Genomic DNA, 24,352 nt, shown 5'->3' with positions numbered 1-24,352 from the left:
AATTTAAGCATGAATTATTCGCCCTTTTACCCCGATATGCTCGATCACCATAACGTAGATGGATAAGCTAGGGCGCTTTCCTGGGGCGACCGATGAGCTGGAATAAAAGAAAAAACTATCTTTCTACAGCAATATGCCTTATAGAAAAATAGTTTTTTAATTTCATCGTATTTACCTAAGAAATAATCATAATCCAAGCCACTAAAGCTATTAAAGTAGCGAAAAGAGTTGGGATTGTTAAAACAATACCTATTTTTAAATACTGCACCCAGCCAATTTTTATTCCTTTTTTCGCCAATATATGGAGCCATAACAATGTTGCGAGTGAGCCAATCGGTGTCATTTTAGGACCTAAATTAGTGCCGATGACATTTGCATATATAAGCCCATCTTTAATAATGCCAGTTGCACTAGTTTCAGCAATAGCTAATGCATCAATCATTACAGTTGGTAGGTTATTCATAAAAGCTGACAAAATCGCTGCTACAAACCCCATCGTTATCGTCGCTACCATCAATCCTTGCTGTATCGAGTGCTCTAATAGACTCGCTAGCAATCCTGTCATTCCTACATTTTTCAAGCCATATACAACTACATACATACCAATAGAAAAGAACACAATATTCCACGGTGCCCCTTTCACAACTCTCTTAGTATCTACAATATGGCTACGTCGTGCGAGCAGGAAAAATATTGCCGCTACACCACATAAAATAAATGACACAGGAATTTTGAAAAACTCACTCGTAAAGAAACCAACTAATAATATCGCTATAACATACCATGATAATAAAAATAATCTCGTATCACGAATTGCCAGCTTCGGATTATCAACTGCCTCAAGTGAATATTCTTTTGGGATTGAACGGCGAAAGACCATATAAAGTACAGCAATACTTGCCAGTAAAGAAACTAAGTTCGGTATCAGCATATGTAAGAAATATTCTATAAATCCAATACCGAAATAATCTGCCGACACAATATTTGTTAAATTACTAATGACTAACGGTAATGATGTTGTGTCTGCTATAAAGCCACTTGCAATAATAAATGGAAAGACCATTTTATCGCTTAAATCCAACTTACGGACCATCGCTAAAACGATTGGGGTTAGTATTAAAGCTGCACCATCATTTGCAAATAATGCTGAAACAATAGCACCTAGACAGGAAAGATAAATGAATAAGCGGATACCACTTCCCTTTGCGATGCGTGCCATATGTAAGGCAGACCATTCAAAGAATCCTATTTCATCTAAAATAAGTGAAATAAAAATAATTCCTATAAACGATAACGTTGCATTCCAAACGATCCCTGTTACCTCAACAACATCTTGCCAAGTAACAACCCCGAGCGTCAACGCAATTGCAGCACCAATACAAGCAGACCAGCCGATAGATATTTTACGTGGCTGCACTATTACAAAAAATAAAGTTACTAAAAATATAACAATCGCTAAAAGAGCTTGCACTGTTTTCCTCCCTAAATCAATTATGCCTCGGCATAATTGCGTCCGGAATCGGCTTTGTGCTTAGGACTGCACGAGGGCCGACACGATGTCGGTCATTTCGGTAATGCCACAGGACGTGGCGTTTTTACCGATACAAGTCAGTTAGCCGTTATCGCATGGATGCGATGATTTTAGGCTAACATCCTCTAAGGACTCCTTTCCGATTCCATGACATCCGCCAAAGGCTTTGGACCAACATGATGTCTTTTGCGCGAAAGCGTAGTGTTAACGCAGCGGCAGCAACGTGTTTTTGTCTGTGCGAAAGCGAAGCGGCAGCAAAAGGGTTTTATCTGCGCGAAAGCAAAGCGACAGCGGCAACACAGCATGATATTGGTCACTCAGTCGTTGCCACAGGACGTGGCGTTCTTAGACTGAGTTCCTCTTTATCAGCGGATGTTTTTTGTACCGAAAGCGTAGCGGCAGGTACGGATGTTCGTACACCCGCTGTAAGAAGTTAAAAACCAGTAGCTTAATGCCACTGGTTTTACCTTGTCGATAAAAGAATAAATTAATGTATATCCATAAACAAAACTCCGAGTTGGCGCTTTTCACAGGTGTCGCCACTCTCCGTGAAAAATCAACAGCACCTCATTATTAAGATGGATGAGCCAAATAGTATTGAATAAAGAGATCCACCCTAAATAATTATAGAATATGTTTGATTATTATTTTTATATCCAAGGAAAGCCTATTACCATGAACTTTATGCCATCAGGAGTATCGTTTGTCTACAGACAAAACCAGTAGCTTAAATTTGCTACTGGTTTTATTTGTTTATATTATTCGCCTAAATCAGCATTATGGTAAACGTTTTGGACATCCTCTAAATCTTCTAATACATCAATTAATTTTTCAAACTTCGCAACGTCATCACCAGTTAAGGCTACTTCTGTTTGTGGGAGCATTGAAAGTTCTGCTACTGTAAATTCTTGAACACCAGCTTCTTTTAAAGCTTCTTGTGTAGCAAAGAATTGTTCTGGCTCTGCATAAATAATGACAGTCTCATCTTCTTCTAGAATATCACGAGCATCAATATCTGCTTCCATTAAAATTTCAAGAACTTCATCTGCTGATTTACCTTCTAAACCGATAACTGCTGTTGAATCGAACATGTAGGCAACAGATCCACTGACACCCATATTCCCATTATTTTTACCGAATGCAGCACGTACATCAGAAGCAGTACGATTAACATTATTTGTTAAAGCATCAACGATTAACATAGTACCAGCTGGTCCGAAACCTTCATAACGTAATTCGTCGAAGCTTTCGTCGCCGCCACCCTTCGCTTTATCAATTGCTTTTTCAATAATATGTTTAGGAACACTGTATGTTTTTGCTCGTTCAAGAACAACTTTAAGAGCACGGTTTGACTCAGGATCTGGCTCGCCTGATTTTGCTGCTACATAAATTTCACGTCCAAATTTTGCATTGATACGGCTTGTGCTTTGGTCTTTAGACGCTTTCTTTTCTTTAATATTGTTCCACTTACGACCCATAGTTTCCACTCTCTTTCAAATTATAAGTTTATAAAAATAATAGATGCGCAGTTGCACATCTGTAAATGGTAGGTAAATCAATTATGCCTCCGCATAATTGCGTCCGGATTCGGCTTTGTGCTAGGCCTGCACGAGGGCCGACACGATGTCGGTCATTTCGGTATGCCACAGGACGTGGCGTTTTTACCGATGCAGGTCAGTTAGCCGTTATCGCATGGATGCGATGATTTTAGGCTAACATCCTTAAAGAACTCCTTTCCGATTCCGTGACATCCGCCGGAGGCTTTAACTCCTTTCAGCAAGTGTCTTTTGTACCGAAATCGTAGCGACAGGTACAGGTGTTTGGACACCGGCTGAAAAGTTACCTAAACCAGCATTCATCTCACCACCTATAGAGGAAGGAGACTTCTGCTGAAAGAAGTTAAATACTTATCGTATCTTTACTCTGCAAATAATAACACAAATGATGCTTTCAAGGCTAGATATCCCAATGTTTAAGGTGAATTTATTAAGCATTAATTGTAAAAACATTTCATTACCAAAAGTTATGGATGACATTTGTTAAAACGTCTGCGCGAAAGCGGAGTGATAACGAAACGAAGCGGCAACAATGTTTTTCTGTGCGAAAGCGAAGCGACAATGCTCCCAGTCGGAACCGAAATCAACCACACATTATGGTAATAATCAAAAAAATTGTTTCACTTAGAGCTACTTTACAATTGGTTTTCTACTTTAATTTTTTCTAATAGTGCATGACAGCCTTCTAAAGCTAAATCATAGGTTTCTTGAAAATCTCCTGTATAGTATGGATCAGGCACGTCTTTTCGATGGTCGGTTAAATCTAAAAAGCGGAAAATCTTTGGAGAATCAATATCGCCAAGCTTCGTTCGGATATTACGTATATTGCTGTCATCCATACCAATAATGTAATCAAAATTTTCAAAGTCAGCTTTTTGTAATTGTCGGCCCTTCATCCCTTTTGTTGAGATGCCATACTCCTTTAGCTTTTCTTGTGTTCCTCTGTGAGGAGGTTCATCAATATGCCAAGAGCTTGTTGCAGCCGAATCTACTTCAACTTTATGACTTAAATGCTCTTTCTCTACCAAATCACGCATGACCGCTTCAGCCATTGGTGACCGACATATATTCCCCAAGCATACAAAAAGTACTCGAATCATTTCTATATCCTCCCACAATTAATTTTGCCATGGCGTAACTGCAGCTGTCGCGCAGATAAACAATGTAGCTGTCGCTTTGCTATTTGCTACAGAAAACAAATTCTGAATGAAGATAAAGCACTCAAAATCAATGATTCTGAGTGCCTTCTTAGGTATCCAGCATATGACTGGCAGGAAGCTACTCCACTTCAAAAGGTTGTGAAGGTTCGTTTTCTTCACAGGGAGGCCTCATCTGAATTTGTTTCACTTTATTTCTTTTCTGCTGCAATTCGCTTCTCTAATTCTTCAGTTAACGCTACTAATTCATGCTCAAGACGATGAGTAAATTCCTCGCGTCCTTCTTTACCTTTACCTGTTACATAAAATGGCTCTCCATAAATTAGATAACCCTTTCCACGCTTAAAAACATCGCCGGCACTACGCGCACCAACGTAAGCGGCTGGTACAATTTGAGCTTTAGAGAGCTGTGCTATAGTAATCGCACCTTGCTTTAAATCCGTACCATCAGCATTTCGTGTACCAGATGGGAAAATCCCGACGATTTTACCCTCTTTCAATAACTGTGAAGGGATTTTAATAACACTTGGCCCTGGATTGTCACGGTCTACCGGAAAGGCATTTAAACGCTCTATAAGCCAGCCAAGGCCTTTTATATCAAATAATTGCTTTTTAGCCATAAAGTGAATTTCTCGAGGAGTCATTGAAACCCCAAGGTTTAAAATATCAACATAGCCCGTATGTGTACATGCAATAATAAACCCACCTTCCTTCGGTAAGTTTTGCTCCTCATATACACGCGCCTTTGAGCCCGTTAATGTTAATATCACTTTTATAAGATTTGCTATAAATTTATACACTGTCTCATCCTACCTTATTCAATAGTTATACCCATTGTAATCGAAAAGACCGGTATATAGCAATTGCATATGAAATAACTAGATTCTTCCCACTAATACATCAACATCAATCGTAATTTCATTTAACTGGATATTGACTTCTTCTTTTTTATGCCAGCCCATCGGTGTCATTTCAAGCAGTGCTGGTAAAAGCTCTGTAGCTAGCGGTACTGTATAAGTAATACGTTCTACACTAACATCAGCAAAGCTTTCTTTAAAACGAGCAACTATTTGTTCATTTGAATACGACTCTTTTGTAGAATCCGCATATAATTGGGCTCGAAGCTCATGTAGGTACCCGCTTTGAGGTACAACCTTAACAACACAACCATTCTGAGTTAATAGACGTTTAAATTCTTCGTAATTGGCGGGCGATAAAATATTTAATATGGCATCAAAGCTTGATTTTGCAAATGGACTTTTCACTAAATCGCCAACACACCAAATTTGTTCTGGATAATGTCGGGATGCAGCAAGTATGCCTTCTTTCGCTATATCAATACCAACGCCAATACAGTTACCTCTTTTATCCCCCATAATACGGGCTAGATGTGAACCTTCACCACACCCTGTATCAAGCACGGTTTCTGCATTAGCAATTAGCTCTCCGATTTTATCTTCTACTAAATCATAGATGCCGCTATCAATAACTGCTTTTCTAGATTCAAAAAGATCTTTACTATACTTAGAAACCGCACTATGTGTCAGCATATTGACGTAGCCCTGCTTGGCAATATCAAAAGAATGATTTGAGGAACATACTAATCTACCCTGCTCAAATACACCCATTGACTCCTGACAAATTGGACAAGCAAAAAGTGTAATATTTTTATCCATTAAGGCTGCCCCTGCAGCTCTTTTAGAAAGTGCTCCCATTAATTCGCCTCCTTTTGTTCTGTAGGTGAAACAAGTGCAAAACGCTCCCACTTACGACTTTTCCATCTAAAGTATACGATAATGGCTCGCATCCATTCATCTGCCGAAATCGCTAGCCAAATACCTACTAGCCCCCAATCTAAAACAAAGACAAACAAGTAACCTAGTGGGAGGCTCATACATACCATTGATAAGAAACCGATTTTCACTGGGAATCTTGCATCCCCTGAGGCACGCAATGAGTTAATAACTACAATATTCATCGTACGCCCTGTTTCAAGCAGAATACTTAATGCTAGGACAGACGCTCCGATGGCTATGACCTCTTGATTATCAGTAAAAACGTGCATAAGTTGCTTACGGAATATCGTCACAACTGCAACCATAGTTATCGTAAAGGCAAAAGCTGCGCGTACACTTAACCAAAGCTGATGATAAGCTTGATCTTTTTTACCAGCACCGACATTTCGCCCAATAATTATAGCTGTGCCCGTCCCGATTGCAATCGCAAATAAATACGTAAACATCGAAATATTCATAGCATATTGTCTTGCAGCAAGTGTCTCTGTGCCTAAATACGTTGCATAATAAAGGAAGACAATCTGACAGAACTGATAAAGTACCTGCTCAAATGCTGAAGGTAAGCCTATATTTAATATTTTTCGAATATATTCCTTTGAATACTCGAAATAATATTCTAGCTTCACTCTTACTTCCATGACTTGATACAACAGCCAGAAAAACACAAGAACTGCTAATCCCCGACTTACAACTGAGGAAATAGCCGCTCCTTTTACACCTAACTCCGGTAATCCTAAGTTACCAAAAATTAAACCGTAGTTTAATACAACGTGTAGCACATTCATACCTAGCGATACATACATCGTTTGCTTTGTCCATCCATGTACACGGATAATCGCTGCTAACGCATTTATAATTGCCTGTAAAAAAATAAAACTTCCTATGATTACTAAATAGCTTTGAGCATATTTAAGCACTTCTCCCTGCAAGTTCATCATGGTCATTAAATGGCTCGAAAAGAAGAAAAATAAGACACTCATCATTAGTCCAACGACCAAATTCATCGTAACTGCTAAAGCGGAAATCTTCGCTGCTTCAAAAAAGCGCCTTGAACCTAAATATTGAGATACAACAATGGAAGCACCATTACCAACTACTTCAAGTATTAAAATCGCAATATGGATATACTGATTGGCTGCACCAACCCCTGATACTGCATTATCTGATAAAGCACTGAGCATAAAAGTATCGGCTAGTCCCATTAACATAAACAAAAATACTTCTAAAAATATCGGCCACGTTAAATGGAACAAACTTAACTTATTTGTCTCTTTTATATCACTTTCCCTTAATGTGTCTGACAATTTTCACTTCTCCTATACGCTTTATAAAGATTTTACGGGCAGTTAATCTCCCAACTACCCATTTTAAGATGGGAGTTTTGTACCTAACTCTTCGCTTTCGGTACCGATAGATTACTACCCGTTACCGCGGGATAAAAATATATAGTATCTTATCATAGATTTTTAGGGTGTAAAGAGTTTTTATTATGAAACATTGTAAAGCTAGTATAATACGTAAAAAATCCCTTTCACAATTTTATGTGAAAGGGTTTCTTATCATATTAAGCAATGGTCCTGCAATTGCTTACGTTTTTCTATTGTTAAACCAAACTCTTGCTCTAAAAAAGAAGTCTTAGAGCCATATCGGTTATCTATTGCATTAAATGCTGCTTGTAAATAGTCCTCACGGGCAGACATTAAGGCGTAAAATTGCTGTAATTCTCGATCGTTATAATCTTGCTGAATTGTCTGAGCCATTCGTTCTACTAAGGGACGTAGATGTACATTTGTATCTAAATAGTCCTCCATTATCGTTTCCTCAGGTACATCTAAAGCAAGTAAAATAAGTGCACTGCCAATACCTGTTCGATCTTTCCCGACCGCACAATGATGAACAAGCCCTAAATTTTCAGGATGTTGAATCGTTGCTATTAACTTTTTAAACGAGCCATTATTAAAAGGCATTTGTGCATAAAAGTCTCGGAACATCTCTGGGCTTACAACCTTATAAAAATCTTTTCCACCAGTGTTTGTAGGCATCTCAAAAGCATGATTTCCCTTTGCCGGTATTTGAATATACTTGGCATACGGAAATACCGGATTAGGATTATTTTGAGCCTCGTGGTTGTCTCGATAATCAAAAATTGTTTTCACACCTAGCTTTTCAAATAGCTCCTTATCCGCTTTCGTCATTTTACCAAGTGCTGCTGAACGATAAATCAAACCATTCTTAACAGCACGCCCATCTCTCGACTTATATCCACCCATATCACGAAAATTATGAACTGCTTCAAACGGAACAATCTTTATATCAAACTGTTTCACTCACTGCACCTCTCTCTGTTAGCAAGCATTCTTATCTCTATTTTATAGAACAATTCGATATAATACCAATTTTCGCACTAGGAAATGTCATACAGTACTTTGAGCATGAGGGGAACTATTTGACCGCTTCTTTATCGAAGCGAGGCAGGTGGCCGTGTTACCTGATCACTTCTTCATCAATGCTGAGCGGGTTTCCACTTTACCTGATGACTTCTTCATCAAAGCGGAGCAGTTATCCAATCTATCTGTTCACTTTTTCTTCGAAGCGGAGCAGTTATCCACTCTAACCGATCACTTTTTCTCCAAAGCGGAGCAGTTATCCACCCTACCCGTTCACTTCTTCATCAAAGCGGAGCAGTTATCCACTTTAACCGATCACTTTTTCTCCAAAGCGGAGCAGTTATCCACCCTACCCGTTCACTTCTTCATCAAAGCGGAGCAGTTATCCACTTTAACCGATCACTTTTTCTCCAAAGCGGAGCAGTTATCCACCCTACCCGTTCACTTCTTCATCAAAGCGGAGCAGTTACCCACTTTAACCGATCACTTATGCCTCGGCATATTTGCGCCCGGAGTCGACTTTGCATTTTCAGAAAGAAGTTAAAAAGCTGCCCATAAAGGACAGCTCCAAAATACTCTTTTTCAATATAGACTATTTAAATAACTCAGGGTATGCTGCTTTTGCTATTAACTCAACAGCTTCGCCAATACGTGGACCCGGACGGTTTGAAATATCAGTATCTATATAGTAAACCGCTTTATTTTGAATAGCAGTGATTGAATTCCATCCATCACGAGAAAGGATTTCTGCCGCTGGGTCTTTCACATAGTTTACTGTTGTTAAAATGACATCTGGTTTTTTCGCAATGACATCTTCCTCAGATACCGGTGCCCAGCTTTTGAGGTCTGCAAATACATTGTTAACATTCGCAGCATTTAAAATCTCTTGTTGGAATGTGCCAGAACCAGCTGTGTATAAGTTTGGCTTTGGACCAATTTCTAAATAGATTTTTTTTGGTTCTTTCACATCTTTGACTTTCGCTTGGACTTCTGCAATTTTACCTTTAATATCTTCATTTAACTTGTCGCCTTTATCTTTGATTCCCATAACCGTTGCGATTTGTTGGATATCGCCGTAAACATCATTAAATGAGGTAGCTGATTGAATGGCAAACACTTTGATACCCGCATCCTCAAGACCTTTTAATGCATTCAAATTTTCTTCATCTTTGCCTCCAGTTGTATAGGCAATAACGACATCTGGCTTTAACGCTAAAATACGCTCACTGTTGAATTTTACAGAATCAGAAACACGCTCAATTTTTTGCGCTTCTTCTGGATACGTATCATACTCAGTAGCACCAACGATTTTATCACCCACACCTAGAGAAAATAAAATTTCTGTATTACTAGGTTGTAATGAAACAATAGTTTTAGGTACAGCAGCAAACTCTACTTCTACGCCACGGTCATCCTTAACTTTATAGCTAGTTTTCTCAACTTGTTGATCTTCCTTAGAAACAGTCTCTTTATTTGTATCCTCTTTCGTGCCACAGCCAACTAATACGAGTGCCAGCATCAACACAGAAAGCCATTGTAGTTTAAACATTTTCTTCATTTCATTGATTCTCCTTTTTCTTCTTCATCGGGTACGACTTACTAATAAACGGTATTTCAGCAATACCAGCATACTGATTCATATAGACAGCCATTACAAAAAAGACATTGGCTAGTAATCCTAAATAATCAAAGAGAATAGCTGGTACTTCCCGTTCTTCAGACACTTTGTGTAAAACGCGATATGATTTTTTCGCTTCACTACGGCATAAATGTAATGCAGTAGCAGCCCCTGTCCCTTGAGGTAATACGAAGTTTTGTATTTCATCCTTAACATGACTAACATAGAAATCATAGCGATCACTAAGCCAAGTCAAATCATCTTCAGTTACCGCCAATTTACCTCGGACTGACCCATTTACATGGTAAGCCATTGGTAAAATGGCTAGTAAATCATCTGCTACTACCTCTACCGTTTCCTTTTTTACCGCCGCCAATGCGACGCCAATATGTGTTGTAAGGCTATCCGTTCGAATTTCAAAATCAACTGTTGATGCCTTTTCACGCATAAATGGATAACAAGAATAACGCGCATCTTTTTTCAAATCTAAGTCCCCGCTTTCCTTCGTGAAAAATTCTTACTTCATTCACACTCTTCCTAGGATTTCTTCAGGTGAATTATAAGTGTACATAAAAAAAACGTTGTTCCCACTCCTAAGGAAACAACGAAAATAACATAAATAGTGTCGTAGCAGACACGATATAGCCTATGTAATTGCCCCATATTCTCCTAGCTTCCGAAGAGTTATCATACGTTCAAACAAAGGTCGGTCTCCTGGCTTGTACAGTTCACAACATTCAATCACGTTGTGAGTCATAAAAACCTTCCCATCAGACAATTCGACAGTGGTATATCTTTATGATTCCTGTACTTACAGTTGCGGAAACAGCTTCGGTTTTTCACCGAATTCCCGATTATGCTATAGTTCAGCACCCTTATTCTGCAAGAATTATTCACTTGTTAAGCAGTTTAACATAGATTAATAGGAAAAAATAGCTGTGGAATTAGAATAAACAAATACGTTGGATAAAAATCATGCAGGTATTACCTTATGCACTCGGGTGATCTTATTGCCCACACGGGTATCTCTCATGCTTGTGCAGGGATTTCTTATACTTCTTAGATTGATGTTATAAAGGCTATCTCTCACCGAGAGAATTTGCGCAAAAAACAGCTTTTTCACAACTTTTAACAGATGGCATTCTTATATTTCTTTTTGTATTTAACATCTTCTTCTTCTTCAATTAAACGCCGTGCAATCTCTAGTAGTTTCGGGTCTTTCGTTGCATCGAATAGCTTTTTAAAAGATACAATAATATCATAGCGAATCAACGTCGGGTGCTTTTCGTCTAAGCATATTTGAAATCTTTTCGCCAAATATGATACGACTAAATCTCTTTGTACCTGCCCTGCTAAACCTATTCTCCAAATTGCCTGCAAAGTATGCCTCGCAGTTTCTGTTTTTTCATCATACGTTACTGCCCAAATCTTTAAAAAGTCCTCTAATACTCTTTCTTCAGGATCACTTTTTGCAGCCAACGCGCATAAAATTTGTGCAGCACTTGCACGCACATGTCCATTTTTGTATGTAAGAGCCTGAACAAGTTGTTCCCAAACTGAATATGTCCAATCAACTGGTTCCTGCATAATTTTCATCAACTCTTCGTATGATTTGTATTGCATATCACGGTCACGCTCTGTTAAATTACTAAAAAGTTGCAAAATCTCTTTTTCCATGATCATCCCTACCTTTATTGTTTCAGAACGTAAAAAATGGCGAACTTATAGGTGTTGTCTTAATTTATATAATTGGTTACTTTACTACTATTAAATTAAAGTCACAAATAACTTTATTTCCAAACAAAGATCCTTAATTGTATATCTCAAAATTATCAGAAATGAGGATCAATATGCAAGGAAACATTTCTTTCGACTATTAAAGACAAATTTTACGTGTTAGCTTTATGATTGGAATTGACTCAAGGAAAATACGCCATAATGACGACAATCATTTTATAAATAAATGTTGCGATCCCTTTCCTCGGCTCCACTTTAGTAACCGGGACTATAGCAGTAAATATATCCACCTGTGTAAATTTATTCATTACAGATGTTATTTTACTCATTATTCACCGAGTAGTCGAGCCTAAATTAATGGATAACTATATCATGATTGGTTTACTTGCAGGATCTTAAATACCATCAAATAATAAAAGGTCATCTTTGTAATTTTTCTTTTACAAAGATGACCTTTTTGCTATTTCAATCGTCTATATAATAGTAAGGCTTATTGAATACGACCGAAGCCTACTAAATATTGATTCCACCAATCAAGTGATTCAATGACAACACCTTTATTTTGAGCATCGATCATCGTGTTGTTTCCTAAGTAAATACCTACATGCGCTACGCCTGAACCATAGCTGAAGAATACTAGGTCACCTACACGTGCTTCACTTGCTGAAATACGTTGTGTCGCTAAATATTGTTGTGATGCTGTACGTGGTAAAGATACGCCTGCTTGATTGTAAGACCATTGTACAAGACCTGAACAGTCAAATCCTGTTGATGGGTTACTGCCTCCCCAAACATAGCTACGGCCTAAGAATTGCTTTGCAGTTGAAATTGCATCACCTGAAGATGCAGTACCTGAACCAGAACCAACAACTACTTTTTGTGGTGATTCTACATTGTTCGCTTTACTGCTGTTGTTAGCGTTGCTATTGTTATCGTTACTGTTATTATTGTTATCGTTGTTATCGTTGTTGTTTGTTGCTTGTACTACTGGAGTAGTTGCTTGAAGTGCACGTAAACGAGCTGCTTCTTCCTCTGCTGCTTTACGTTCTGCTTCTAAACGTTCTTCTTCTTGTTTCGTTGCAATTTGTGCCTTTAATGCAAGAGATTTCGCTTCATTTTCAGCTTTTTTCACTTCCATTTCGCTTTCCTTTTGTTGAAGCTCTTGGAATTGCTTTTGAAGCTCTTTTTGTTTTTCATCTAATGTTGTTTTTTGTTTCTCTAAGTTAGCCTTATCTGCTTCTTGTTGGTCTACTAATTCTTGGTCAGCATCCATTAATGTTTTTACCGCTACGACACGGTCCATTAAATCTGCTAAGCTTCTTGCTTCAAGAACAGCATTTAAATAAGTACCCACAGTATTATCTTGAGCTTGGTATGCAGCCATACGATCACTTAGAATCGTTGAACGTTGCTCAATACGTTTTTTAGTATCTACAATATTTGCATCAACTTCTTTAATATCAGCTTGTACTTTGTTAAATACTTTTACTTTTTCATCGATCTCTTTTTGTAGTTTAGTTAATTCTTCATGTAGCTTTTTAACCTCTGTATCTACTTTAGCTTTCTTATCAATCATTTGTTGAGAAGTTTCTTCTGCGTGCACTACTGTTGGTTGAACTGTATTAAATAATAAGCCGCCAGCTAGTGTTAATGCTAGCACCATCGACTTACGCCATTTATTGCGCTTACCCACGTTATTCTTTCCCTTCACTAGTCAATTTCGCTCTTAGTATTTTTATGTAATCACTGGAACGATTCTATTTATATTCTTATATTTTATTAGCCTTTTAAAGTTTAGCATTATTAGCATAACTTTTATACTATTTCACGTCTTTTTAATCGTTTAGTAAAACTCGAAACATTCTTGTAACATTCACGTAAATTCTTATAAATTCTACAAAATCACGTTTTATTCTACATAGCAACGATATTAACTGCTTTACCATTAGTCCTACTATTTGCTTTGTAATGTTTTTGTAATATTTCTCGAGAACATTTATCAATTATGCCTCGGCATAATTGCGTCCGGAATCGGCTTTGGGCCAACACGATGTTGGTTACTCAGTCGTTGCCACAGGACGTGGCGTTCTTAGACTGAGTTCCTTTATTTCATCGGATGTTTGGACACCCGCTGAAATAAGTTAAAATAAAAAGGGTAAGGGAGCATCTCCCCTACCTCAGAATAGATATAACTAATGTGTTTCAATAAACAAAGATTGATTTTCACTTCGATTTGGCGCTTCCTATTGCTTCATAGAACGTAGCGCTTGGATAGAAAGGCGTACTAAAAGAATGGCACATAAAAATAACCCTAAGTATGCAGCTGTATTTAAATAAACAGCGTACGCTTCACGAATAAATTGTGATATTGCTAAAAGTGCTACAGAAATAATGCCAAAAGTAATACCTACGAGAAGTAAGACGAAACGGGAAAACAAATGTGTAATAAAACGAGCATTATCCTCATCCGAAAAAACATCGTGATGTAAGGTGATTTTCCCACTCTCCACCCGTTGAATGAGCTGGTCAACTCGCCTTGGTATTTTGCGCAATGTCGGAATAAGCATTACTAATTCTTCTTGTAAACGTTCCTTTGTTGCCATCGGTTCTTTAAACGGCTTCAAGAAGGCTGCTCGCATATATTCGGATGAAAAATCTTTCGCTTCCGTAAAGATATCAAAACTTGGGTCAATTACCCGTAATGTCCCATCCAATGTTACTAATGAACGAAGTGCTAAACCTACTGCCGGATAGAAAGTAAGACCGAAATCACGAACAACCGTAAATAACGAATGTATTAATTCCTCTGTTGGAATTCGATCCACGTAAGAGATTTTCAAGAGAATTTGATCAATTGCTTGCTCTATCTTTGCACGCTCTGCATGATCAGCATTTTCAACCAATAATGTTACGCCGTCAAATACTGTGCTTGAATCATTTAGATGAATCCCCATTATTATTAACTTTAACCCCTCTTGTTGTGTAGCTCCCAAACGGCCTACAGCCCCAAAATCAAGTAGTATCGGTGTGCCATCTGTCTCATCAATATGAATATTTCCTGGATGTGGATCTGCATGAAAAATACCCGAAAAAAGCATTTGTTCAAAGAAGGAATATAAAACAGTCCGTGCAAACTGCCTACGATTATTTCCAAATCGATTAAACTCAGCCGTAGTATTTGCAACGCTTTTCCCCGGAACATATTCCATGACAATAATATTTTCATTACAATATTCTATATAGATTTTAGGAATCTTCACCTTATAATCGCTTTTAGCAAGAGCATTCGTCACCTGTATAGTATTACGAGCCTCAATATCTAAATGAGTTTCCTCGCGTAACCCATTGGCAAATCCTTTTGCAAGCTCTCGAAAGCCAAGTGACTCAGCCCATGTTGATTTTTTTGAAAGCCAATTGGCAAACTCCTCTAAAATTTCGAGATCGTCTCGCATAATTCCCTTCACTTCCGGACGTAGTACCTTCACCACGACTTCATCAAAATTTTTCAATCGCGCCTTATGCACTTGTCCAATAGATGCTGCCGCAATAGGCTCCATTTGAAAGCTTGCAAATACTTCATTCATAGGCTTAGGTAGTGAATCTTCCAAAATTTGCGTTACCTGTTCAGACGATAAAGGCTTCACATTATTTTGTAACTTCTCTAACTCGTCAATAAAGATAGGCGAAAACAGTTCCTTACGAGTAGAAAGCACCTGACCAAATTTAATAAATATCCCACCACATTGCTCCAAAGTTATCCTTAAAGCAACGGCAAGCTCCTTTTCATTTTCTCGTTGTCTTGCGTATTTAATCGTTTGAACAACGCCATTTGTCACTGCTATTTTTAACACCTGACGCAAACGTTTTTGCTGTCGCCAGTAGCTATGAAGGCGTAATAATAAATTTTTTCTGCCATTTCGACGGTCTCTAGCTGTAATACCACTTGGATCAAAAAGCTCAAAAACGAGATAGAGCAACATCGAAATTAGTAGCATGCAGCCAATCCAAACAAGTGTACTTACCTCTGTCACTGTATGCATCATTGGTTCATACAAAAAGTCTGTATGACGTAAATAGGAATACCAGTAAACAAAGGACGTTAGTGTCACACTAATGACTACAGAAAGAACCCTGCGTATAAAATTAATGTTTGAACCAATTAATCGACCACTTACAAAATAAATAAGCACTAACACAACAATGATTTGGATTGCAAATTTCAAATAAATCAACAGCGTCACCTCCGATGCTACTTCCTAATACTGCTAGTATAACAAATTACGCCCTGTACTTCTTTTATTGTATAGATCCAGAAACCTGAGAAATAGTTACTTTAATAAAGGGTGTGGTTTTATAAAAGTATCTTTATTCGGCATTGAGTTACCATCTATATCTTGAAAAAATAGAGGCAGTCCTTCCGCTAAGACAGGATGTATAGCTTTTGTTGGATCTTGTCTTTGATGGTGAATATGCAAATGGGGTTCCGAGGATGAACCGCTATTTCCAACACGTCCTACGAAATCTCCAGGTTCTACAGTATTTCCCACTTCAACAGAAACGCTACCTTTTTTTAAATGATTGAGTAAAAGATACGTACCTGTTTCTTTTATTTTTATGTACACATAATTTCCTTCTATCGACTTAAAATCTTCTGTCCCTGGTGTAATGTCAGCTTCATTATTTGAAACAGCAATAACAATTCCAGAAACAGGTGAGTAAATTTCTTTATTCCATATTCCGTAATCCTCATTGCTTTCACTATTAATACTATATGGTTTCATTACTAAATCGTAGGCCCATCTCTCTGATGCCCATACTGCATGAGGCAAATTATCTTTAACATCATTACCGCCCCACCCTACTACAGCTTCTGAAGTTAATGGCCATCTTACAGCTATAGATGGATGAGCACGTTCAATAGTGTTCGGGTAAGCAAAGGGAATAATATTCATGGTCATTAGTATTGGAAAGATTAGCATTATGTTTACGATTATATTAATAAACAACTTTACACTTTTCTGCTTTTTAACTATAGATATAATCAACATAATCAAATTAATCATCAATCCTAGCGCCCCTAGGATTGGTAAAACTAATTTAAGTATTGCCCATGAATACGCTCCATATATGCCTCCAATAAAAAAGACACTGATCCATAACAATAAAATAAATCCTGTTAAAGCACCATTTGTGTAACCATACTTTCGCAACATTTTTTTAATAATAAACTTCCTCCTTATGTCTAAAATCCATAATAGCAATCACCATTACTAAATATAGCAATCGAAGGATAACGCGCCTATACGGCCTCAGATGTAGATTTCCATCTTTAGATAAAAAAATACCTTTAGACAAAAATTATCTAAAGGTAAATCAAAACGTAAATTATTTCTATCTGTAAGGGGCGATTCCACTTCATTTGTTAGTGGAAAGCACTTGCTCCCAATTTATTGTGCCATTTTTAACTTGCTCCCGTTTTTCTTTATTCATAATATCATTAGGACGGCCGCCCTTAGGCCAATCTTTACCATGATTACCCCATTCAGGTCGATCCTGCGATAAAATAAAGGCTGCTAAATCAGCGGCATCTTGATCTGTCAAAGTACCTGTTGCACCCACTGGCATATTATTTTTGATGTAGCCAGCCATTTTCGACATTCTCGCCATACCCGCTCCATCATTAAATGAGTCTTTACCCCATAATGCCGGACCTGTATTAGCACCTGTACCTGAGCCATCAGCTGCGTGACAAGCAATACAAGACTGAGCATATACTTCCTCACCGTTCTTAACATCCGGTATAGGAATGTCCTTCATGGTACTTGTACCTACCCATTCACGCTCCGCCCCGATAGGTACACCTTCTGAAATGTAGGCGAAGTATGAGACCATTGCTTCTAACTCTTTACTATTCATGTCAAATTTCTTACCGTTCATACTACGAACCATACAACCGTTAATACGCTCCTCAATCGTTACAATATCACCTGAGCGTGCAATATATTGAGGATAATTCGCCATAACACCTACCAATGACGAAACTTGCTCATCATAACCCGCCCCTGCATGACAGCTTGTGCAAGACAACTGATTCCCAACATATTCTTCTGCGGCAACATGTGTATTATTTACAAGCTCATAGCCATATAATATCGTTTCCTTCATAGGTCCATCCGGTACTTCTTCAATACTTGGTGGCGCATAGACAACTGACTGAGCAGCTGCTGATGTTGGTATTTTTGTTTGTACAGCGGCTTCTTCGCTTTCTCCTTTAGCATCCCCTAAAATTTTGTCGCTAATGACTGCTCCTACAAAAAGCGTACCTGCTAACAGTACTGTCCCCGCTACTCCTGCTACTATAGGTTTCATCTATAATACCCCCCTTTGTATAATCACCTATATTTTAGCAAAGTAGCATGTTTTTCGATGTGAATTTTCTCACACCTCACGTAAATAGAACCATTTAGAGGATAAAATTATAAATTCTTTTGTTCTATAACACATTAAACGAGACTTAATACCTCTTGCAGTATGTATTATTTCCTAATCAATTTAACCTTAGCGTAATTGTAGCTGTCGCTTCGCTTTTGCACAGAAAATATCCGCTGAATGAAGATAAAAAAATGCCGAGCACAGCATTGCACCCGACATTATAACGTTCCCTTATAATTTACATTCACCATCAGCACAAATAGCTTCACCATCACCTACCATCTTTAGTATCGGCTGAATACCAGCTATCTCTGCTGCTTGATGTAAAGTTCGTACGAAAACCTCAGTAGGCTCTGCACCTTTAATACCGTAGCGATTTTCAAAAACAAAGAACGGAACACTTTGTACACCTAGTTGTTGGGCATCATAACGATCTCTGTCTAAAGCTTCACCGAAGTCGTTTGATGCTAGTACACCCTTTGCTATTTCAACATCTAAGTCTAAATTTTCAATGACTTTTAATAAGAACCTATCATCGTTTAAGTCTTTTCCTTCCGTAAAATAACCCCTCATTAGCTCTTCCGTATAAACCGACTCTTTACCAAACTGCTTTGTCCATTTTGCCAATCGATGAGCTTTTTCAGTATGAGCTGTTTTCATATCTTCAAAATTGTAACGCAAGCCAACCTCTCCAGCCCGCATTGCTATACCCTCAATTATTTCCTTCACTTCTTTTAATGTAGAGTTAAATTTCGCAGCCATCCCATCATATAAAGTTGGTGCGTCTTCCTTAGGCGTATGTGGTCCAATTTGATGTGTTTTATATTCAATTTCTACCTGCCCTGAATAACCCGCTAAGTCAATAGCCCGTTCCAGTTCCCGTTTGCCAATATAACAGAACGGACATGTAAAATCCGAAAAAACCTCAATTTTCATATGCTACTGCCTCCTACAATATATCCACCCAAATTTTAATAGCAGTTGCCAATATAAGCACCGCTAAAATAGCTTGTAAAATCTTTGTATTTAATGTTTTCCCCGCTTTTGCACCTAGAGGAGCAGCTACTAAGCTAGCTACAATCATAATGATCGCAGGATAGTAATTAACTTGTCCCGTCATCAATTTTCCAATCGTCCCGCCTATTGAGGATATAAAGGTAATAGCAAGGCTTGTAGCGATTGTCATACGCGTTGGTATCCCTAATACCACTAGCATAATAGGTACTAACAAGAAACCACCAGCTGCCCCTACAATCCCTGATCCAATACCAACTATAAACGCTAACACGGCTGCTACTGTTTTATTGAACGTTACTTCATCTAAAGGCTTGTCGTCAATTTGCTTCTTAGGAATAAACATCATCACTGCAGCAATCAACGCCAATACACCATAAACGATGTTAACTCCCACTTCAGATAAAAATTTGGAGCCATAACTACCAACGAAACTACCTACTAATACGGCACCACCCATATATATAATCAGTGATTTATTTAAATACCCACCTTTTCGATATGCCCATACCCCTGCCATAGAAGCAAACAACACTTCTACTGCACTAATCCCCGATACCTCATGTGCTGAAAATGCTGCAAAACCAAGTAAAGGTGGGATATATAATAACATTGGATATTTAATAATTGCTCCGCCAATTCCTAGCATACCTGATACAAACGAACCTACAAAGCCAATTAAAAATATTGTAATGATCCATGCCAAATCCATACTTTTCCTTCTTTCTGGTTACTTCACTAAGGACTAATATTAAATGAAAGGGGGGGTTGTTCTACCTTCAAATAGAAGAGACAACCCCACCAGTCTTAAGCTTTCTGAATAAAGAATGTAATGACACCAGCATCTTCAGATTTGTCTAAAATTGCATGACCACCTGCTTTTACCCAAGCAGGGATGTCCGCTAGAGCCCCCTTATCTGTTACTTGAACCTCTAAAATTTCCCCTGAAGCTAATGTATCTATCGCTTTTTTTGTTTTCACTATAGGCATCGGACAAGATAAACCCTTTGCGTCTAGTTGTAAGTTTGATTTCATATTTTTCTCCTTTGGAACGGCAAAGGTTGTAAGCGATTTTGCCAGTTCTGTTTGTTTTTTCACGACTTTTCGAAGGATGAGCGCCTTCGCTTCGCGGTATTTACACGCTATAACCACGCATGCGTAATCATTGCATTTCAACATTCTTTTATAAATTTAACTATCGAACTGCACAGCGGTTCGGACCAATCTCCATCTCTGTTTGCTCATCCTGCGTTGGGGTAATCTTCCCCATATTTACTCGACGAATTTCTTGATATGCATTTGGCTGCGGAGGCAAATGCTCTGTTACGACACTTCGGAATTCTGCTTCATCTTTAATATTTAAGCCGTGATTTTCAGCAAATAATTGTCCAAGATGTTTTGCTACAGTCCCATCTTCATTTAGTTCATCAATAATCATAAAATGCGCCGGTAAAACTATTAAATCCTCTGATAATTCTCTGTAACGTTTGTACAGCGTTTCGCGTAAATCACCAACCCAGTCTTCTGCAAGACCCGCCAAATCAGGGCGTCCAATTGAATCAATAAATAAAATATCTCCAGTTAATAAATACTTGCTGTCCACAACAAATGACGTTGAACCAATTGTATGACCAGGCGAATAAATCGCTCCTACATCAATTTTAGAGGCGCCAACTTGTACAGCTGTTCCGTCAAGCAAAGGTGTATAGTCAAACACAACCTCTTCGGCATCTTTTGGTGGTAAATAATAAGTCGCACCAGTAGTAGCTGCTATATGTCGACCACCAGAAATATGATCAGCATGTAAATGTGTATCGAACACATATTTAATCTTTACATTTTTCTCTTCTGCAAAGCTTGTGAATGCGTCTGTAAAACGCACAGCATCGATAATCGCCGCTTCACCCTCAGAGATGACCATATAAGAAAGGCAACCCTTCCCTAAACGTACGAATTGATAAAGCTCACCACCACCTGTTAAATCTCCAACTTTAATAGGTTCTAAATATTCACTCCACGTTTTCATTCCACCTTCTAAATAAGCTACAGTACGTCCCGCTTCCGATAACATCTCAGCCACCATCAGCGATGAACCTTCTTTCGCACAAACGACTAACACATCTTTATCAGCTGGTATCTTCGGTAAAATATCCTCTACGCCGTCTAACAGCTCAAAATACGGAATATTAAGGTATTCAAATTTATGGCCATCAATTTTCCAATCTTCGAATGCATCTGTATTTCGAACATCTAAAATAAATAATTCTTCATTATTAATTACTTTTTTCGCTACCTGCGCTGCACTCCATTTTAAAACCGACACTCTTATTACCCCCCAAGGTATTGTTTTATTGATTTTTTTAGCGGAAAGGTTGCCCTCTCCGCCTGTATTGTTAGTTTAGCTTCAAATTAATCAGAATGTTAATGACGGTGCTGCATCTTTTGCAAACTCTAAGAACGTCACAGCTCCCCCGACCTCGATACCTTCAACAAAATCATCTGTCGTTAAACCCATTACATCCATAGTCATTTGACACGCGATAAATTTCACACCTAATTCTTGTGCCATTTCCACTAATTGAGGAATTGCCGGTACATTAGCTTTAGCAAACCCTTCTGCATAATGCTCCGCTCCCGCAGGCATAGGTAATGCATGCATTCCTTGTTTATGAATTAAATTCAACCCTTCGAATGTAAAGAAGATAGCTACTTCTTTCTCAGTAGCCGCCGCTGCTGTTGCGATATTGAACACCTTATATGCATCGAAAAGACCACCGTTACTTGCAATAATTGCTACTTTATTTGACATAATAAATTCCTCCTAAAAGTTTTTTTGATCAATTATGCCCCGGTATAATTGCGTCCGGAATCGGCTTTGTGCTTAGGCCTGCGTGATGCAGGTCAGTTAGCCTAAGATCCTTTATTGAACTCCCTTCCCTTTCCATGACACCCACCGGAGGCTTTAGGCCAACACGAAGTTGGTCACTCAGTCGTTGCCACAGGACGTGGCGTTCTTAGACTGAGTTCCTCCATTTCAACGGAGCTGAAAGCAGTTAAATCACCTGTCCAGGAAGTCATACCTGGCAGAACGTTAAATACCTTTGTAAAGCCATGTGCCGTAAGCTTTTGAGCAGCTAAATCACTACGCTTCCCTGTTCGACATACGACATAAACCTCTTGCTTTTTATCAAGTTCAGAAAGACGTGCATCTAGTTCACCCATAGGAATAGACTTCGCTCCCTTGATGTGTCCAAAAGCGAATTCCGCCTCCTCGCGAACGTCGAGAATAAGGCCTTCCCTTTCCATCGCTTCTTCTAACCCAATTGTTCGTTCAAATATTTTCTCATCCATTGTGTCGTCTGAGCATTTACGAATATAGTGTTTAAGCACACTTTCTTCTTCCATTGTCCCAATGTATTGATGACCCACAGATTCAGCCCATGCAGCAATATCCGCCTTCGAGCCCTTATCTGTTGCTGATACTTCTAAAATTTGACCATCTACTAAATCAGCCATTGCCTTTTTCGTTTTAACAATCGGCATAGGACAAGAAAGCCCCTTGGCATCTAGTTGAAAATCCACCTTAATACTCATAACTTCCTCCCTCATACCTACACGGGTATTATTTTTACTAAAAAAATATAGTAAGCGCTACAGGTTCCATGCATCTTCTTACTTTACTTCACCATCCCAAGCAAGCATGCCACCAACCATATTGGATACATTGAAGCCTTGGCTTTCTAAAAACTGAGTAGCACTGCCACTACGACCACCTGATCGACAGACCATAACATATGATTCATTTTTATTTAGCTCATGCATACGAAACTCAAGTAAGCCAAGTGGGATATGAATAATTCCCGGTATGTGTCCTGACTCCACTTCATCCACTTCACGTACATCAACTAAATTTATTGCCTGACCTTGCTCTAAAGCTTGTTGTACTTCCTTTGTTGAAATTTCCTTCATGCCGTTCTCCTCCTAATACGCGCTCATGCCTCCACGGACATTTGTTACACGTTCAAATCCTTGCTTTTTTAATTGCTTACACGCCTGACTACTACGCATCCCACTTTGACAAATGACCACTATCTCTTTATCCTTCGGTAATTTATCAAAACTTGAACCAAGTGGCATATTTTTAAATTGCGGGATATTTCGACCCTTATATTCAGCTGGTGTACGGACATCGATAAAAACTTTATCCTTATCATGCAAAATATTTTTCAATTGCGCCGCCGAAATTGACCGCACTCCTTTCGTCGGTTTCATTCGCCAAACGAAAAACGCTATAACAACGGCAAGTAAAATCCACGTTCCCAAGTAACACTGCCTCCTTCCACATACTATTTAGGGTATATAAATTTATCTGCTTTTCACGACTAAATCCATCGCTTCTTGGATGACTATATTCACTTTTTCCGCATCCCCTTCAGCAGTCGTTACACATTCCAATAAATTTTCACTCACAATTACTCCAATAGTCCGATCAACCGCAGAACGCACGGCCGATAGCTGTGTAATCACATCTTTACAGCCTTTTTCTTCTTCCATCATGCGTAAAACACCACGCAATTGACCTTCTATTCGCTTCACTCGATTAGCTGTTTTTGTACCGTAAGCCATACTATCACGCCTCCTTTCATAACGATTGATTGAACTTGCTTACGTGATTCATAATATACCCCATTAGGTATAATGTCAACATGCAGGCTCTAATTTTTTTAATCATCGTTACAATGTCATTTCCCTCTTTTATCAACGCTTTAATCTGTCACTTTCAGGTTGTTACCCTTATTTTCTTATCTTTCAGTTACAAAAAAAGCGAGAAATCCGACGATTTTATCATCGAATTTCCCGCTTAAATTCACTTTATGAAGACTTATTTCTTTTTAATAGTTATTGTCCAAGCAGCTTCGCCAACTTGTTCATACTCTGTTACCTCGTGCCCTTCTTCAGCAGCCCAACGAGGAATGGATTCTGTACCTTGCGTGCAATCAAATTGCACTTCTAATTCATCGCCTGAATTTAAGTCTTTTATCGCTTCTTTTGCTTCTACTAAAGGAAATGGACAAACCATCCCCATCACTTCTAATGTTCTTTTCATATAAAAACACTCCTTTT

The 24,352-nt window shown here is 38.5% G+C and carries 26 protein-coding genes and 1 riboswitch; of the genes, 2 read left to right on the top strand and 24 right to left on the bottom strand.

Annotated elements, in window-relative coordinates:
- Positions 1-175: 175 nt before the first annotated feature.
- Positions 176-1,471, bottom strand: a complete 1,296-nt coding sequence (locus tag ACZ11_RS02170) for an arsenic transporter (RefSeq protein WP_049663265.1) — start codon at positions 1,469-1,471, stop codon at positions 176-178.
- A gap of 236 nt (positions 1,472-1,707) precedes the next feature.
- Here ACZ11_RS02170 and ACZ11_RS02165 point away from each other — a divergent pair, with 236 nt between their 5' ends.
- Positions 1,708-1,968: a hypothetical protein gene (locus tag ACZ11_RS02165; protein ID WP_049663262.1), complete on the top strand. Its 261-nt coding sequence runs from the start codon at positions 1,708-1,710 to the stop codon at positions 1,966-1,968.
- Between the two features lie 321 nt (positions 1,969-2,289).
- Here the strand turns inward: ACZ11_RS02165 and ACZ11_RS02160 are convergent, their stop codons facing one another.
- The 6 genes from ACZ11_RS02160 to ACZ11_RS02135 all read right to left on the bottom strand — a co-directional run bounded on the left by ACZ11_RS02160 (position 2,290) and on the right by ACZ11_RS02135 (position 8,367).
- Positions 2,290-3,009: a YebC/PmpR family DNA-binding transcriptional regulator gene (locus tag ACZ11_RS02160; protein ID WP_049663261.1), complete on the bottom strand. Its 720-nt coding sequence runs from the start codon at positions 3,007-3,009 to the stop codon at positions 2,290-2,292.
- A 713-nt stretch (positions 3,010-3,722) separates the two neighbouring features.
- On the bottom strand, positions 3,723-4,187 hold the full coding sequence (locus ACZ11_RS02155; RefSeq protein ID WP_049663259.1) for a low molecular weight protein-tyrosine-phosphatase: 465 nt from the start codon (positions 4,185-4,187) through the stop codon (positions 3,723-3,725).
- A gap of 248 nt (positions 4,188-4,435) precedes the next feature.
- Complete coding sequence (locus ACZ11_RS02150; protein ID WP_049663257.1) at positions 4,436-5,044, bottom strand: lysophospholipid acyltransferase family protein; 609 nt, start codon at positions 5,042-5,044, stop codon at positions 4,436-4,438.
- A gap of 78 nt (positions 5,045-5,122) precedes the next feature.
- Entirely contained in the window at positions 5,123-5,959 is an 837-nt protein-coding gene (locus tag ACZ11_RS02145) for a putative RNA methyltransferase (protein ID WP_049663256.1), read from the bottom strand.
- Positions 5,959-7,344: an MATE family efflux transporter gene (locus ACZ11_RS02140; RefSeq protein WP_049663254.1), complete on the bottom strand. Its 1,386-nt coding sequence runs from the start codon at positions 7,342-7,344 to the stop codon at positions 5,959-5,961. Before ACZ11_RS02140 ends, ACZ11_RS02145 begins: the two co-directional genes overlap by 1 nt.
- Positions 7,345-7,599: 255 nt before the next feature.
- The gene (locus ACZ11_RS02135) at positions 7,600-8,367 is read right to left on the bottom strand and encodes a tyrosine-protein phosphatase (RefSeq protein ID WP_049663253.1); all 768 of its coding nucleotides are present in this window, start codon (positions 8,365-8,367) and stop codon (positions 7,600-7,602) included.
- 154 nt (positions 8,368-8,521) lie between these two features.
- Here ACZ11_RS02135 and ACZ11_RS02130 point away from each other — a divergent pair, with 154 nt between their 5' ends.
- The gene (locus ACZ11_RS02130; RefSeq protein ID WP_152911452.1) at positions 8,522-8,971 is read left to right on the top strand and encodes a hypothetical protein; all 450 of its coding nucleotides are present in this window, start codon (positions 8,522-8,524) and stop codon (positions 8,969-8,971) included.
- 48 nt (positions 8,972-9,019) lie between these two features.
- Here ACZ11_RS02130 and ACZ11_RS02125 read toward each other — a convergent pair whose 3' ends face one another.
- The 17 genes from ACZ11_RS02125 to ACZ11_RS02045 form a co-directional block, all read right to left on the bottom strand.
- Positions 9,020-9,985, bottom strand: a complete 966-nt coding sequence (locus ACZ11_RS02125; RefSeq protein WP_049663250.1) for an ABC transporter substrate-binding protein — start codon at positions 9,983-9,985, stop codon at positions 9,020-9,022.
- A 1-nt stretch (position 9,986) separates the two neighbouring features.
- Positions 9,987-10,529 (bottom strand): hypothetical protein, encoded by a 543-nt coding sequence (locus ACZ11_RS02120; RefSeq protein WP_049663248.1) that lies wholly within the window; start codon positions 10,527-10,529, stop codon positions 9,987-9,989.
- Positions 10,530-10,732: 203 nt separating this feature from the next.
- A riboswitch (cobalamin riboswitch) is annotated at positions 10,733-10,938 on the bottom strand.
- A 235-nt stretch (positions 10,939-11,173) separates the two neighbouring features.
- The gene (locus ACZ11_RS02115; RefSeq protein ID WP_049663246.1) at positions 11,174-11,722 is read right to left on the bottom strand and encodes a hypothetical protein; all 549 of its coding nucleotides are present in this window, start codon (positions 11,720-11,722) and stop codon (positions 11,174-11,176) included.
- Between the two features lie 550 nt (positions 11,723-12,272).
- Complete coding sequence (locus ACZ11_RS02110; RefSeq protein ID WP_049663245.1) at positions 12,273-13,493, bottom strand: C40 family peptidase; 1,221 nt, start codon at positions 13,491-13,493, stop codon at positions 12,273-12,275.
- Between the two features lie 532 nt (positions 13,494-14,025).
- A complete protein-coding gene (locus ACZ11_RS02105) occupies positions 14,026-16,014 on the bottom strand; it encodes an ABC1 kinase family protein (protein WP_049663243.1) in 1,989 nt (662 codons plus the stop codon).
- 96 nt (positions 16,015-16,110) lie between these two features.
- Positions 16,111-17,043, bottom strand: coding sequence for a M23 family metallopeptidase (locus ACZ11_RS02100; protein ID WP_236690759.1), 933 nt, complete (start codon positions 17,041-17,043; stop codon positions 16,111-16,113).
- Positions 17,044-17,197: 154 nt separating this feature from the next.
- Positions 17,198-18,151 (bottom strand): c-type cytochrome, encoded by a 954-nt coding sequence (locus ACZ11_RS02095; RefSeq protein WP_049663242.1) that lies wholly within the window; start codon positions 18,149-18,151, stop codon positions 17,198-17,200.
- Positions 18,152-18,445: 294 nt separating this feature from the next.
- Positions 18,446-19,150: a DsbA family oxidoreductase gene (locus tag ACZ11_RS02090; RefSeq protein ID WP_049663240.1), complete on the bottom strand. Its 705-nt coding sequence runs from the start codon at positions 19,148-19,150 to the stop codon at positions 18,446-18,448.
- Positions 19,151-19,163: 13 nt separating this feature from the next.
- The gene (locus ACZ11_RS02085; protein WP_049663238.1) at positions 19,164-19,940 is read right to left on the bottom strand and encodes a sulfite exporter TauE/SafE family protein; all 777 of its coding nucleotides are present in this window, start codon (positions 19,938-19,940) and stop codon (positions 19,164-19,166) included.
- 95 nt (positions 19,941-20,035) lie between these two features.
- Positions 20,036-20,263, bottom strand: a complete 228-nt coding sequence (locus ACZ11_RS02080; protein WP_049663237.1) for a sulfurtransferase TusA family protein — start codon at positions 20,261-20,263, stop codon at positions 20,036-20,038.
- A 160-nt stretch (positions 20,264-20,423) separates the two neighbouring features.
- Positions 20,424-21,551 carry an MBL fold metallo-hydrolase gene (locus ACZ11_RS02075; RefSeq protein ID WP_049663235.1) on the bottom strand — a complete coding sequence of 376 codons (1,128 nt, stop codon included), beginning with the start codon at positions 21,549-21,551 and terminating at the stop codon, positions 20,424-20,426.
- A 90-nt stretch (positions 21,552-21,641) separates the two neighbouring features.
- Complete coding sequence (locus ACZ11_RS02070; protein ID WP_049663234.1) at positions 21,642-22,037, bottom strand: DsrE/DsrF/DrsH-like family protein; 396 nt, start codon at positions 22,035-22,037, stop codon at positions 21,642-21,644.
- Between the two features lie 173 nt (positions 22,038-22,210).
- Complete coding sequence (locus tag ACZ11_RS02065; protein WP_082172636.1) at positions 22,211-22,822, bottom strand: sulfurtransferase TusA family protein; 612 nt, start codon at positions 22,820-22,822, stop codon at positions 22,211-22,213.
- Positions 22,823-22,900: 78 nt separating this feature from the next.
- Complete coding sequence (locus tag ACZ11_RS02060; RefSeq protein ID WP_049663231.1) at positions 22,901-23,197, bottom strand: rhodanese-like domain-containing protein; 297 nt, start codon at positions 23,195-23,197, stop codon at positions 22,901-22,903.
- A gap of 12 nt (positions 23,198-23,209) precedes the next feature.
- On the bottom strand, positions 23,210-23,551 hold the full coding sequence (locus tag ACZ11_RS02055) for a rhodanese-like domain-containing protein (RefSeq protein ID WP_049663229.1): 342 nt from the start codon (positions 23,549-23,551) through the stop codon (positions 23,210-23,212).
- A 42-nt stretch (positions 23,552-23,593) separates the two neighbouring features.
- Positions 23,594-23,854 (bottom strand): metal-sensitive transcriptional regulator, encoded by a 261-nt coding sequence (locus ACZ11_RS02050; protein ID WP_049663227.1) that lies wholly within the window; start codon positions 23,852-23,854, stop codon positions 23,594-23,596.
- Between the two features lie 256 nt (positions 23,855-24,110).
- Positions 24,111-24,335: a sulfurtransferase TusA family protein gene (locus ACZ11_RS02045; protein ID WP_049663225.1), complete on the bottom strand. Its 225-nt coding sequence runs from the start codon at positions 24,333-24,335 to the stop codon at positions 24,111-24,113.
- Between the last annotated feature and the right edge of the window lie 17 nt (positions 24,336-24,352).

The sequence above is a fragment of the Lysinibacillus xylanilyticus genome (assembly GCF_001183605.1).
In the GTDB taxonomy this organism is placed as follows: Bacteria; Bacillota; Bacilli; order Bacillales_A; family Planococcaceae; genus Lysinibacillus; species Lysinibacillus xylanilyticus.
This window is presented reverse-complemented; position numbering and strand designations above follow the sequence as displayed.